This is a genomic window from Butyrivibrio sp., from assembly GCF_015056685.1.
GTDB lineage: Bacteria > Bacillota > Clostridia > Lachnospirales > Lachnospiraceae > Butyrivibrio.
Genome location: NZ_SVFW01000019.1, coordinates 54372 through 68318 on the forward strand (window position 1 = coordinate 54372; position 13947 = coordinate 68318).

Consider the following 13947-nt stretch of genomic DNA (forward strand, 5'->3'; position numbering starts at 1 on the left):
TTGGTCGCACAAATCATAAATTTATCATATCACCAAATTATTAAAGTTTCATAAAAGATGCATTATTAATGATAAAAATCAAAAAACAACAATCTCTATAAACCCACATGATTGTTAGATTTTTGAACTCAAAAGAAAAAATCTTTCACCATCAGCATTCGATAGCGGAAGATTTTTTTATACCCCATTATTTTTGAATATCAATTTCGTAAAAACTTGTGCAATTATATATATTTATCAGAAGATGTAGCTCGCTCAGCCATTTCTTTATATACTGAATTTCTGTTCATGCCACTTGGTATTATAGATACACCATGATCAGCATTGCAATTATCATAATAATCCGCCACGCCATAGCTACACAATCTATTCATTAGCAGTATATTTCTTGCATTATCTCTAATTATCAGTTCTTTATCCCTGCTAAGAATCTCAACTAATGTGTCAGGATCATAATAGTCATTGAGCATTTGTCCTACACACCTAATACTATGACAATAATAAGAATCCTGCACTTTGGATGCTTCTACTTTTGAGATCTTCATCCTATCTAAAATAAGATAAATCGGATCAAAGACTTGAAACACAAACTCATCATTAGTAAAACGCATTTTTGAGTATGGGCATTTTGCGCCTAAGTTATCATCTATTTCACGTATAGCAGTCTCTATTATCGAACTCAAGTAATGCTCTTCCATACCAATAAAACTTGGATTCTTTATCCTGTATATGTATGGGCCATTTGGCGCTAAAAGCTTTTCCCCTGAGCTTGAAAAAAAGTACTTCTTCATGCTAGTTGGAATTTCAAAGTGCTTGCCGTATTTTCCTGTATAATTCATGGCGATTCCCTTTCTTTATAATCTCTTACCGTTTGTTTAGCTTATGGTATCATATTGCTCATAATCAAATTATGAAAAAAGGATAAATATCAAAATATTATGTAACCATAAAAAGATCAGAAAACGGCTCTGATAAATGTAGTATCATTTATATATGAGCATATAACACCTATTATTTTTAAGGAGCATATATGAGAAAAAGAATATTTGAGATAATAGAATTATCAGAAGAAAATGATAAGGTCAGCTCAGCTTATGACGCCATAATGCTTTTAGCAATTATCATTAGCATTGTTCCCTTGGGATTTAAAAATCCAATCCCTTTATTCAGATACACAGATATAGTAACTACATTCTTGTTCATTTTGGATTATCTGTTACGATTGATAACAGCAGACTACAAGCTCAAGGACCGCTCTCCAATTTCGTTTGTAAAGTATCCTTTTACCCCCTGGGCTATAGTTGATCTAATCTCGATATTGCCAACATTGACTGTTCTTAACCCTGGGTTCAAGCTGTTCAGGTTGTTTAGGATTGTAAGAACCTTTAGAATCTTTCGCGTATTTAAAGCTTTTCGATACTCAAAAAGCTTTTCAATAATAGCGAAGGTAATAAGAAACTCGAAGGAAGCTTTAATAGCAGTGTGCACACTTGCAATCGGATATATTCTTGTATCCGCTCTTGTGATTTTTAACGTTGAGGGAAGCTCTTTTGATACTCTGTTTGATGCAATTTACTGGGCCACAGTGTCGCTAACAACTGTAGGATACGGAGATATATATCCAGTAACAGACGCAGGAAGAATCATTACAATGATCTCTTCTATGTTTGGCATCGCTATAGTTGCTCTCCCAGCAGGCATAATCACCGCAGGGTATCTGGAGGCTCTTACTGAAGAGAAGACATCCAAAAAATAATCCCTACAATTTCTCCAGCTCATCAAAGGAAATCGCAAACTCCTTCATATCATCGAGCCTCAGTATTATACCGCCCTTGAAATACTTATCATCGTTATCATGGCGAGCGCAGCCACCATCAATGTCGATGATGTTGTCCTCCCGATATGAAGAGAGTGGGCGCCAGCCGTCTTTCTCATCAGCGTGACAGGTGGGAACATGGCCGATGATAAAAAGCCATGGCTCATACTTTGAGTACTCACTATTGTCCATATAAATATCCCAACGGAAAGGCGACTGCCAGACAATGTCCCAGGCAGTCTGATAATCAAATTCCCTGTAGGGGACATCAAACTTATCCAGTTTGAAGAAGGAATGGGTCAGCACAAATGTCTGACCATTCAATTCTATTTTTGTTGAAAGGGGACAAGACTCAAGCCACTCCAAGAGCTTAATCCTCTCCGGCTTTTTCATGAGCTTGTATTTGTAATAGGTCTTGTTGCCTCCGTTATATGACACCCAAAGGTCAGCATCTTTTCCCTGGAGTTTACCAAAAGCTGCCGAAGCAGTTCCGTCCGGAGCGACAGCATTCAGCATCATGAACTCATGATTACCCAGAAGGAAATGCATGTTGGGAGCATCCATGACCTGATGCAAAATCTTTATTCCATCGTGGCCACGATCGATGGCATCGCCCAGCATATACAGCTGATCTCCTTCAGAAAAATTCACTTTCTGAAGGAGTTTTTGAAACATTTTATATTGGCCATGAAGATCTGATACTGCATAAACTGCCATCGAAAATACCCGTGCTTTCATTCAAAATCTGAATATATTTTATCCTTGTTGCCCGGGTATAACAAGAACCGAAAAACGGCCCCGGTAGTCCGTTTCATTAGTTGGCTAGCAGTGCAAATCTATATAGATTTGCGGCTAGTTGAGGCACATCCCCAATCCCCTTACACACAAAGTCTTATCGACTTTGGCTGCGCGTTCTGCGAACGCTTCTCTCTCGCTCACGCTCGATATCCTGATTAAGGACGCGGTCAATGTCATATTTAGCTGTCTTATAATGCTGCATATTTTCTTTTGCATCATGGTATTCGGAGTAGTCCTTCCTCTTCTGGGAGAGCAGTTCCTGGAACTCAGCATTGAGATCTTTCATGCTGGGAATCTCTTTTTCCTCGAACTTTTCGAAAGCATCTTTGGCAGCTTTATGCTTTATGATTTCAGCCTGATGCTCTTCAAGAAATGCTCTGCTATAACCGGATTGTCTGTAGGCAGTATAGACATCTCTGGTCTTGGCGTAGTCGATGATATGACCACGGAGTTCAGAAATTTCATCCATTCTTTTCTCTGCAGACTTGATTCTGGCATTAAGAGTGTTGAACCTCTCAGCGGAATCATCTGCCTTTTTTGTAAGGTCATCATAGCTTCGAATTCCATTCTCCTGTAAAAAAATCAAAGCCTTGGCAAGATTTTTGATGTTATATTTCTTTGCCCACAGTTCATACCCTGGACCTTTTCCTTTGGCGATTATATCCTGAATCGACAGGAGAAGGTCGAATTCTTTCTTGGGTTTCTGTGGCTGGATGATGGGTGTAACCTTGTTCATGGTGGCTATCTTTTTTAAGATATCTTCTTCATGATAGCCTTCTCCCAGTGACCTGAAACGGATAAACCTCTGACCATCTTTGCTACGAATTGCTGTATGTTTTCCACACTTTATCTCATACTCCTGCTGCCGCAGGCAGGCCAGAAACTCGTCAAAACTTTTAGGACGTTTACTCAGTGCCATGTCGATATCAGCCTTGATAAAGTCCCTCTTGCTCTCATACTTTGGATATTTATATGGGTCTCTTTCGCTTGGTTTTCTTGGAATAATTACAGAGAGTCCGTTCTCCAGACAGATAATATCCGACAATCTCTGCAGCGCAATCCCGGAAAAGAAAAAGTTCCTAAACTTATGCTCTTGCTTCAAATCCACCGCATCGAACAGGATATGATTATGGATATGAGGTCTGTCCGTATGGGTGCAGACTATGAAAGCATGATTGCCTTTTGTAAATCTCATGGCGGTCTCGTAGCCGATTCTGTTAGCTTCCTCCGGCGTGATTTCCCCGGGTTTGAAGGACTGCCTGATCTGATAAGCTATAACATCTCCTCTTACAGGAGTGAGCTGATCCTGCTCATAACTTCTTCTTGAAGTAACAAAATCCATATCAGCAGTTGCTGCGCTGCAGCCATAAGCTGTGATGAGAGACCCGTCTTCTGTCTTGTTTGGATTCTCCACATATTTACATCTGGCTTTCAGCGTCTCCCCCACCGAAAGTCCTTTAGTCTGATGAAGTGCTATAAGTCTTGTCGCTGCCATTGTTCCTCCTTCCATTTTCCTGCAACGAAAAAAAGAGCCGCAGACACTCTGTTTTTTCCAAAATGCCTGCGGCCCTTAAACTAATAAATCTCTGCCAGCCTGTTTGTAATCTTTCTCATCTCATTCAGAAGCTCTGACTGCTTCTCCAGAATCTTTTCCATATCTTCCCGTGATGCTGTACCAAGCATATCTGCCTTCTTAAGATAGAGCCTTACATTGCTGCAAAGCTCTCCAAGAAGCTTTAGTACCTCTCTTACATCCGACAAGTCAAGGACAACTATATAGCCATCAATGGCCTGCTTTCTGATGTAAGCGCTCATGTTTTTGGTGCCGGCATTCTTCATGCGCTCCTTTATCTTAGCCTTGTCCGCTGAAGATATATTGATGAGAATTGAAGTATCTTCAGGTCTCATTACAGGCAAAGCTCCGGGTGAATTTTTTTGCCATACCTACCATCACTTGTTGGTTCGATGGAGTGAAGCTTTTTGATCACAGAGGTCCTTTCCTCCTTCTCTGCAATGGTTTCCTCTGGAAGATTATTCACGATTCCGTCCAGCATATTGTCATTCTGTTCAATCTGATCCTCCAGGTTGCGCAGGGGATTCTGTTTGCCGTTATCAGGAATCTCAATGGTAACATCCACTGTCTCCGTTGCTGTTCCTGTGACATCATCCCACTTCTGGATCTTCATTCCTACCTTAAGCTCTGCCATAGTATTCGTCCTCCGTTTTCTTCTTTTTTCTGGGAAATTCTATTCTGAACTGCGCTCTGTCCTCGACATCGGTGTCCATCCTGACTATGCAGTTAAAAGAGTTTCCGGTCTTGACAGACTTGCATCCCTGTAGCCTTACACCGCCGTTATCCAGAAGCTCTTTGGCAATGTCTCTGGTCATCTCTTTGGAGATAGCCTGAAAGAATTTGTTGTTCTTCCACAGTGCAAAGTTGCAGTCATAGTTGGAGCAGAAGTATGCCTTTGGTCTGTCCACCACATCAAAACCGCAGCAGGGACAGCTGCCTATTACGTCGCTGGCAGGAGCGGCTGCTGTGTTTGCAGCAGCCTTCTCCTCTTCTGATTCCTCATACCAGCCTTCCGGCAGCTCGTCCTTAAATTGAGCTGCGTCCATCCATCCGTCATTATCCATTTCGCTTGGCCTCCTTCTCACTTTCCTCAGCTTCCTTTATGTCTTCCGCTGAAACTTTCACATCAATTTCCTTCTCTTTTTCAACAGGAAGATTGAGCGCCGGTTCCTCCACATAACCTTTATCCGGGTCAGCCTTCTTGGGCTTCTTCTTGGTATGCTTAGTTGTAGTAAAGTACATGTAGCCACCAGCACCTGCAAGAGCAAGGAGTAAGATAATTGCCATAATGCCATTAACATTTACCGACTTCTTTGGTTCCTCCGGCTCGGGTTCTTCCTTCACAGGCTCCGGCTCAGGAACTACAGGCTTAACCTCTTCCTCCTTGGTACTCTTTCCCTTAGTTATGGCGATATAGTCGTTCACCTGGTCTTCATCCATCAGTGATAAAAGATCTGACTCATCCACCATGTTCAGGAAATGAACAGTTTCTTTTCCGTCATCATCACGGTCAATGATGATATAAAAATAGTTGCCATTCTTGGTAACAACAGTGATGAACTGCTTACCTCCGGCTTCAAGTGAGCCGTAATCATCTACGATGGACATGTTGCCATCAGGCGTAAGTGGTCCCCAGTGCTCCTCTACCTCGGGCTCCGGTTCAGCTCCTTCGCAGTTGTGATAATCCTCTTTGCATACAGAACAGTCCTCATCGATACAGTCCTCAGTGCATTTGGTTTCGCATCTGCAATCATAGCCTCCGGCATAAGCTGTTATAGGACTCATGCAAAAGAGCGACCCTATAAGAGCCGCTCCCATTCCAAAAATCTTGATCTTATTCATTTGTGTTTCCCTCTCTTTTCTCCTCATTTTTCTTGATAAAACCATTGCCTCCTGCTCCAAAAGTCGGCTTGTCAGCGTTTTTCTTTTGCTTTACAAATTCCGATAGCTGCTCCGGTGTCCAGTTCATGTCGGCCACTATATTAAGAACCTCCGTAGCCTCTTCCTCTTTTACCCTGGCAGCTGTCTCATCTACCTTTTTCTGGGCTTCCTCCAATTTCTGCAGCGCCTTTTTATGCTCGGCACGCAGCCTGTCTAACTTAGCAAACATCTCTTTTCCCTCCGTTTAGTGATTAATTCTTCCATAGCAGTACGCATGTGAGCGCCAGTAATTCGTGTCATAGCATGAATACTTGATTGGGTTTCCGGCATGGATCATGATCTTGTTCACTGGGTCAACAACTATACCAACATGGCTCGCGCCACTGGTGTTATAAGTGCCTCTGAAAAAGACAAGGTCGCCCGGTTTTACATCTGATGCATCAACTCTGGCAGTCATGTTCTTAAGTCCGTTGGCAGTCTGTCTTCCAACATCCCAGCCATTACCGCAATGATTTATGACGTAGCTCACAAAGCCTGAGCAGTCAAAACCATCTGTGGGACTATAGCCACCCCAGACGTAATCCATGCCGAGATACCTCTCCGCTTCGCGCATCATCCTTGCAAATTCCTCATCAGTAAGGTACTCTCCCGGAACAAGGTAGTCTCCAAGTTCACCCGGATCTCTTACGGAATAAATATCATCTTCAAAGAGATATTTCTTATTTCCGTAAGTGGCAAGAAGTATTTCATAGCGCTCCAGCTGGTCATCGGTGAGTCCCAGTTCATGGACTACTTCATCCAAAGTGTGGTTGGTCAGAGTGACGTTCAAAATATAATACTCGTACTCTTCCGTGTAGGTATAATCCTCATAGTAGCCACCCTCGGCATAGGAATCATCCTCAACCCATCTGGTATCTTCCACCTCACGTTCTCTGGTCTCAACCTCTTCCTCAATGGATATCTCATACTGAAGGTCAAGAATCTCCTGGAGCTTAGCCTGTACCTCATCTCTTGTGTAATCCTCGAAGATTACTGTGAGGATTGCAGCCAGCTGATATGGGTTATGTCCTATCTCATCAAGAGTGAAGACATACTCGTCATACCCTGGGTAATCGGATTCAATATCATCTATCTCATCCTGAATGCCCTCTTCCAGCTCAGTGTAGTCGTCATCCACGTTCAGAATATCCTCATCCTCCGCTGTATATGTTGTTGCTATAGTCACGTTCTGACCAGTTCCAGCAAATGCTCCGCAGGATGAAAAAGTACCGCAGATGAACACCAACAGAAGCAAAATAACAATAATTGTAAAAGCAAGTGTCGGGTTGTCCTGGATAAACTCAATGAGCATTTCGCCAATTTTACCTATCATGTCCTCAGCCTTGTCAGTGAGCTTCTTTCCCACCTTTCCGACACTCTCAGCTTCCTTCCGGGTCTTCTCCGCAGCCTTTTTCTGCATCTCTTTTTTCATGCGGTTTGTTGATACCTTTGTTTCTGCAGTCTTGCCCTTACGGTCATGGATTCGATTGCCGTACTTGGATCCCTTTATCTTGGAAGCCACTGCTCCTATGGATGTCTCCAGTACATATCCTGTTTCAGAGATGGCATCCTGTGCCACCTCTGTATTGTTACAGGACTCTTCTCTGCCGGAAGTATCTGAAGCATCCTGCACAGCTTCCGCTGCCTTGCCTGCAAACTGCCTTGCAGCTATCATGGACTGCTGTTTTAGCTGTTTGGACTTCCTGATCTCTTTTTCCGTGAGGCGCGTATCAACTTTCTTACTGCGTAGTGACTTGCCATAATAATCCCTGGCTGTCTGCTCATTCTTGAGCTTGCTACCATGTTTAACTTGCCTGTTTTCCTTCTTCTCCACTGCTTCCTTCCTCTATTTTGTCGGTCCATTTTGTCGTCATGATGTTATAGAGCTTGGTATCTCTCGGAAATCTGTCGACAAATGGCAGGATAACGTTTCCATAAAACAAAAGCCCTTCACCTTCTCCCGAATGTGTTACATACGAGAGCTGATGAGGGCTGATATTGAGCTGCTTGGCGAGGATTGCTCTGTCGCCAACGGCCTGATTAAGCATGTAGATAAAGTCTGAATTCTCAAAGATGTTCTCAACCTCTTTGGATGCAAGGAAGTCCTTTATGTTCTGGGTTATACCAGTCGGAATACCTCCCCACTTACGGAATCTCTTCCAAATCTCCACGGTATAGGCCGCTGTCTGCTCTTCACGAAGGAGCAGATGCATCTCATCCATGTAGTATCTGGTGGACTTTCCGCTTTCTCTGTTGGCCGAGACTCTGCCCCAGACCTGATCCTCGATAACGAGCATTCCAATCTTTTTAAGCTGCTTGCCCAGATCCTTGATGTCATAGCACACAAGCCTGTTCTCCAGCTCCACATTTGTCCTGTGGTTAAAGACATTGAGGGAACCTTTGACATAGATTTCAAGAGCCGCTGCTACCTGCTTGGCTTCTCTTTCCTCCTGCTCAAGCAATGCATTGTAAAGATCTTCCAGTATAGGCATCCTCTCAGGAATCGGGTTCTCGAAATACTTCTGATAGATTCGCCTTGCACATCTGTCTATGACAGTTCTCTCCACCGGTGGAAGTCCGTCCCTGCATCCAATGATCAGCTCACAAAGCGATAACAGGAAATCCACCTTAAGTGCCACGGGATTATCATCATCAGAGTAGTTCATGTTGATGTCCATGGGGTTGATATACTGCTTGGACTGTGGGCTTATCTTCACCACCTGGCCGTCAAGCATCTGCACCAGGGAAGCGTACTCCGACTCAGGATCTGATATGATGATATCATCGTCTGTTACAAGAAAGAGATTTGCGATTTCTCTTTTTGCTGCAAAAGACTTACCGGATCCGGGAGTACCAAGAATAAGGCCGTTAGGGTTCTTAAGGAGCTTCCTGTCCACCATGATAAGGTTATTCGAAAGTGCATTAAGCCCATAATACAGAGCGCCTCTGTGATCCTGGAACAGCTCCTGTGTAGTAAATGGAACAAAGATTGCTGTGCTTGAAGTGGTCATGCCTCGCTGTATTTCCACCTCGTTATAGGCAAGAGGAAGGCTCGAAACAAGCCCCTGCTCCTGCTGGAAATCTAGACGAACAAGGTTGCAGTTATGCTTTTGCGCTATTGATGCAGTCTGGAAGATATTGTTTTCAAGCTCTTCCTTGGTTCTTCCGGTATTCATCACCATGAAGGTTAACAGAAACATTCTCTCATTCTGGGACTGGAGCTCTTTTAAAAGAGCTTTCGCATCATTGCCATAAGTAGCAAGGTCTGAGGGGATTATCTCCATATCATACCCGGCGCGAACAGCTTTTTTCTGCTCTTCTATCTTGGAACGGTCAAGCTCGGTGATTGTATGCTTAATGGTCTTGATTGCCTCTGTCTGGTCAACTGACCTGATGTGCATCGTAACAATCTGGCTGGACTCTGTTCCAAGGAAATCTGCAAGCATCCTGTCGCTGATGTCGGATGCGTCTATGGAGAGAAAACTCATGGCGCAGTACAAATCGCCCATCTTGAAGTATCTGCCGGTGGGGAACTCGAAGCCACTCGGAGCAATAAAGTCTTTTACCGAAAGGCCACTGCCCACAAGATATTTCCAATCAAAGTGGAATCTTGCCTTATCGCCCATATGAAGCTCTTTATGCATGAGCTCAAGTCTCTGATAGCCATTAAGAGTCTCTGCCTGAACGCCAAGACGCTTAAAGTTGTTCAGAATATCCATTTCAATATGGATGAGCCTTGGCTTTGCGTTCTTCATTGAATCCGCATGGATACCGAATGTGAGATACTTGGTCTTGGTAAGACCGTTATTACCGGCTTCCATCTGATGCAGGAGCATTGTTGAATACTCATCCCTTACATCATTGAAGCCATCCTTCTGATGGGGAATCGCTATCTTTTTCTCAAAGTCTGTTGCATCTGTAGCTAAGTTCATGAAGGACAACTGGAAACTGACAGAGCTGTCAAAGAAATTAAGAAAGCTGCACCATTCCTCAAAAATCTCCGTCTTATCATCCTGCTGTGCCAGCTGATAATTGATATCCTGAAACTGTATGGTCTTGGTATAGTAATCAAGACCCACTCTGCAGATGCCGTCCTGAAACATCCTGTCAAAGGGAATTGTCTGCTGGGCTGTCCTTGGAGTTCCATCATCACGCTGGGCACTTTTGATGATCTCTTTCACCTCTTCCTGCTCCTGTTTACTTAAGCCCTCCGGCATAACAAACTCCCTGGTGTCTTTATCCTTCTTCCATGGAAGTACGAACAATTTCTTCTACCTCTCTTTCTGCTGCAGCCTGCCTCTCCAGTGCTGCGTAGTAATTATCTGTTTTGTATGGTCGTTTCTTTGGTCTTATGAAGACCTGCTGAATGAAATGTCCAAGAATGACTTCCAAAGGCTGTCCGTTCTTTTCATACATGGCAAAAAAGAAAAATGGCATCATTATAACCATCATTCCCATCACTGCCACGTTGACCTGTGCAATAGTTTTTATCAAAAAAAATGACGGTACTCCGATGAGTGCCGCCACTGAAAAACATATGAGCTGTCTTTTGGTCAGACCAAAAAAGACTTTGCTTTTTACCTTGGTAAGATCTCTTGGAACACTAATATATGATGCTGCCATAGTTCCTCCTTAGTGTGCCTGTAATATTGAACGTGCTATAGAGCCTGTCTTGAATATACTGAATGCCAGAAGCAATGTGTAGCCCACCATGCCCCAGACTGAACCGATGATATCTGATGAAAAAGAGATTGATGAGACCAGCATAGCGTAAATGCCTACACATATCATGATGAGGAATCCCTGGAAGCCAAGTGCAAAAAGGCTTCTCATGTAGTTCTGTCCTATCATGCTCTGTTCCTTGTTTCCAAAGGTTGCAAAGGGGATAGGCGCAAGGGATACGTACATGTAGATCTCAATCATACGACAATAGATGATAACAAAGATAAGCTTTGAAAGGATCCATGTTAGTACGTCTATGATTGATAACTGAAGCCACATGCCAAATATGGCAAATGGATTCATGGCTTCTATAGTAGCTTCCATTGCTGCCAGTGCTGATGCATCAACTGCCGTGGAGCCTGCTATTAGTCCGCCAGAGCTATTTATTACATGCTGTGCCACATCAAATACTGCCATGGTGAAATCAAAGGTGTGAGTTATAAGAGTAACTGCTATGGCTGTCTTGAATACCCATTTGAAAATGAACCAGGTTTCAAAATTAGCCAGGTTATTATAGCTGACAATCAGCTGAATAAGTTCATAACACGCAATGAATGTCAGGATTATCCCCGCAATTGGCATGATTACCGTCTCGGAAATGTTCCTGATCATGTTGAAAATACTTGGAGAAAACCCATATGGAGTAGTCCCGACATCGGAAGCAATGCTACCAACTTCACTGTTTATTGAATTAAACATGCTGGTCAGCTTCTCCATTACCGCCGGAACAAGCATCGATTTAAGCCATTCTTCTATCTCTGCTAATACTGTATCCAAACTGTCCTCCTATTGATTTTTAGTGGTTTGGAGGCGGTTTTTATCGCCGCCTCCAGGTATGAAACTTTTCGTATGGTAGTGAGCTAAACTGCTCATACCTTGGGAACCGCTATGAAGCCAGTAGCGGCATAGCTTTCAGCGTTTGTAACTGTCGTCCGTGCCGCCCTGGGTTCATTCCCTGGGACTCCTTAGAAGAGACCTGCAAGCAAGGGAATAAGCGTAGTTCCGATAAGGGCAACGCCTCCTCCGGCCATGAGCTGCTTCATGCCCTGAGACTTTGCCCCAGGGTTGTCATTGCCATAACCTTCAAGGAGGTTAATGCTTCCCCATGCTCCGAGCCCGGCTCCAAGGGCCACTGTGACGGTCTGTAAGGTTCCGATTGCTGATGTAAAAAATGACATTTCAATTGTTTCCAAAATAATTGTATGCAAATTTGCTCAATTATCTTGTACTTCTCCTTCCAATAATTTTTGTTGGTTAGCGACACCACTCGTTTTGCTGTGATGCCGGTGAAACTGGTTAATAGTTGCATGCATAGGTGCGTCGACTCGCCCATGCTATACGGCCGTATCTGTCCGAAATTCGGACAAAAGAAAAAAGCCCCCGCTGATGCAATGTCATTAAGTTAAGATAACGCTATAAAGATCTCTACACCATAAATGGTGTAGGGGTCTTTTTTTTCATAAAACAGTTGACAGATACGCTGAAAAGTGCGGCCGCTTTCGCTACTGATTATTTTAGAGGTAGCGAAAGCGGCCCTTGAAATTAGAGTTAAAAATCTTTATTTCAAGGAGGTGCACATGAAGCCCAAACAACTAAAAAAGCTTTTGATGTCAAAGATTCATGAAGTAGTGAAGAATTCTAAAATGTATTGTACTAATCCCAGTAAAGACTTCTCACGCAAAAGAAAACTCACTATGGAGAAAATGATTACAGGGATAATCGGTATGGAAAGCGGAAGTATTACAAATGAATTGATAGATTTATTTGATGTATCAACTGATGTTCCAACTGCTTCAGCCTTTGCACAACAACGTTGCAAGATCAATCCTGATGCTTTTCGGACAGTATTCTGTGAGTTTTCCCAGGAGATTACCAACTCATTCAAGAAAGAGCTTCCTTTACTAGCAATTGATGGTTCAAAGATTCAAATAGCTACAAATCCCGAAGATGAAGAATCTTTTTTCCCTGGTTCAAATGGTCAGAAACCATATAACTTACTACATTTAAATGCTCTTTATGATCTTAAGCATTGTATCTACAACGACGTAATTATTCAAAAGGCTAGAAACGCTAATGAGCATAAAGCTTTTGTAGAACTGATAGATAGCTCAAATATACCCAAAGCTATAGTAATTGCTGATAGAGGATATGAATCTTATAACAACATGGCTCATGTTCAGGAAAAGGGGTGGTATTTTCTTATTCGTATAAAAGACGGAAAAACAGGCATGAAAGAAGGCTATGACCTTCCAATGAAATCGGAATACGATGTGCCTATATCCATGAACTTGATACGACGACACAACAAAGTAACCAAAGAGTTATTCAAGGACAGGAATCATTACAAATTTGTACCAGCCACATCGACATTTGATTACCTTCCAGCAAAATCAAGAAAAGCAGATCCATTACTCAGTTATAATCTTAGATTCCGTATTGTTCGCTTTAAAATCTCAGAAGATGGCTATGAAACAGTGCTCACCAATCTTGAATCTGATCAATATCCGCCAGAAAGACTAAAGGAATTATATGCCGTTCGCTGGGGAATAGAAACATCTTTCCGTGACTTAAAATATACAGCAGGAATGCTGGATTTCCATTCAAAAAAGGTGATGTGCATTCAACAGGAAATCTACGCGCATCTTATAATGTACAACTTTGCTGAAATGATTACCTCGCACGTAGTCATTGATAAAAAGCAAAGAAAACATACATATAAAGCAAACTTCTCGGTTGCAATGCATATGTGTAGATTGTTCTATCGAGGGAATACATCATCACCTATTTTGGAAACCATTATATCAAAGAATCTAGTCCCTATCAGACCAGATAGACACCGGGAAAGAAAACTTACCGGCAAGATATTTCATAGTTTCTTATACAGAGTAGCATAAAAAACAAAGAGTTGCATAATTGACCATGGCGGAGAGACTCCGCCTATTTGCCATGTTCTAAAAGCAAAAAACTGAGGATGAATCGTGAATTTCTTCATCCTCAGTCTGTTGCTATTTGGGGCTTGTCATCTTAACTTAATGACATTGCCCGCTGATGAGCCCTTTAGCGACTCTTCTGCTGGCTTTTATCTTCCTCCGGTACTTTGATGACATTGTAGCTGTCA

15 protein-coding genes are annotated in these 13947 nt (G+C 42.7%); 2 read left to right on the top strand and 13 right to left on the bottom strand.

Annotated elements, in window-relative coordinates:
• Positions 1–224: 224 nt before the first annotated feature.
• Complete coding sequence (locus E7303_RS08590) at positions 225–839, bottom strand: hypothetical protein (RefSeq protein WP_292144809.1); 615 nt, start codon at positions 837–839, stop codon at positions 225–227.
• Between the two features lie 191 nt (positions 840–1030).
• On the opposite strand from E7303_RS08590, the gene E7303_RS08595 reads away from it, so the two are divergent.
• Positions 1031–1756: an ion transporter gene (locus tag E7303_RS08595; protein WP_292144810.1), complete on the top strand. Its 726-nt coding sequence runs from the start codon at positions 1031–1033 to the stop codon at positions 1754–1756.
• Positions 1757–1759: 3 nt separating this feature from the next.
• On the opposite strand, the gene E7303_RS08600 is transcribed toward E7303_RS08595, so the two are convergent.
• The 12 genes from E7303_RS08600 to E7303_RS08655 all read right to left on the bottom strand — a co-directional run bounded on the left by E7303_RS08600 (position 1760) and on the right by E7303_RS08655 (position 12007).
• Entirely contained in the window at positions 1760–2533 is a 774-nt protein-coding gene (locus tag E7303_RS08600; protein ID WP_292144811.1) for a metallophosphoesterase, read from the bottom strand.
• A 175-nt stretch (positions 2534–2708) separates the two neighbouring features.
• Positions 2709–4109, bottom strand: a complete 1401-nt coding sequence (locus E7303_RS08605; RefSeq protein WP_292144812.1) for a relaxase/mobilization nuclease domain-containing protein — start codon at positions 4107–4109, stop codon at positions 2709–2711.
• Positions 4110–4189: 80 nt separating this feature from the next.
• Positions 4190–4522: a plasmid mobilization protein gene (locus E7303_RS08610; RefSeq protein WP_292144813.1), complete on the bottom strand. Its 333-nt coding sequence runs from the start codon at positions 4520–4522 to the stop codon at positions 4190–4192.
• Positions 4522–4821 (bottom strand): DUF4316 domain-containing protein, encoded by a 300-nt coding sequence (locus E7303_RS08615; protein WP_292144815.1) that lies wholly within the window; start codon positions 4819–4821, stop codon positions 4522–4524. The genes E7303_RS08610 and E7303_RS08615 overlap by 1 nt, the downstream gene beginning before the upstream one ends.
• On the bottom strand, positions 4808–5251 hold the full coding sequence (locus E7303_RS08620) for a hypothetical protein (protein WP_292144816.1): 444 nt from the start codon (positions 5249–5251) through the stop codon (positions 4808–4810). Before E7303_RS08620 ends, E7303_RS08615 begins: the two co-directional genes overlap by 14 nt.
• The gene (locus E7303_RS08625; RefSeq protein WP_292144817.1) at positions 5244–6029 is read right to left on the bottom strand and encodes a CD1107 family mobile element protein; all 786 of its coding nucleotides are present in this window, start codon (positions 6027–6029) and stop codon (positions 5244–5246) included. The genes E7303_RS08620 and E7303_RS08625 overlap by 8 nt, the downstream gene beginning before the upstream one ends.
• The gene (locus E7303_RS08630; protein ID WP_292144818.1) at positions 6022–6297 is read right to left on the bottom strand and encodes a DUF4315 family protein; all 276 of its coding nucleotides are present in this window, start codon (positions 6295–6297) and stop codon (positions 6022–6024) included. The genes E7303_RS08625 and E7303_RS08630 overlap by 8 nt, the downstream gene beginning before the upstream one ends.
• Positions 6298–6312: 15 nt before the next feature.
• Positions 6313–7941, bottom strand: a complete 1629-nt coding sequence (locus E7303_RS08635; protein WP_292144819.1) for a C40 family peptidase — start codon at positions 7939–7941, stop codon at positions 6313–6315.
• Complete coding sequence (locus E7303_RS08640; protein ID WP_292144824.1) at positions 7913–10324, bottom strand: VirB4-like conjugal transfer ATPase, CD1110 family; 2412 nt, start codon at positions 10322–10324, stop codon at positions 7913–7915. The genes E7303_RS08635 and E7303_RS08640 overlap by 29 nt, the downstream gene beginning before the upstream one ends.
• A gap of 19 nt (positions 10325–10343) precedes the next feature.
• Positions 10344–10730, bottom strand: coding sequence for a PrgI family protein (locus tag E7303_RS08645; RefSeq protein ID WP_292144820.1), 387 nt, complete (start codon positions 10728–10730; stop codon positions 10344–10346).
• 9 nt (positions 10731–10739) lie between these two features.
• Entirely contained in the window at positions 10740–11606 is an 867-nt protein-coding gene (locus E7303_RS08650; RefSeq protein WP_292144821.1) for a VirB6/TrbL-like conjugal transfer protein, CD1112 family, read from the bottom strand.
• A 188-nt stretch (positions 11607–11794) separates the two neighbouring features.
• Positions 11795–12007 carry a Maff2 family mobile element protein gene (locus tag E7303_RS08655; protein ID WP_292144822.1) on the bottom strand — a complete coding sequence of 71 codons (213 nt, stop codon included), beginning with the start codon at positions 12005–12007 and terminating at the stop codon, positions 11795–11797.
• Positions 12008–12406: 399 nt separating this feature from the next.
• Here E7303_RS08655 and E7303_RS08660 point away from each other — a divergent pair, with 399 nt between their 5' ends.
• Positions 12407–13723, top strand: a complete 1317-nt coding sequence (locus E7303_RS08660) for an IS4 family transposase (protein WP_292144823.1) — start codon at positions 12407–12409, stop codon at positions 13721–13723.
• Positions 13724–13947: the final 224 nt, after the last annotated feature.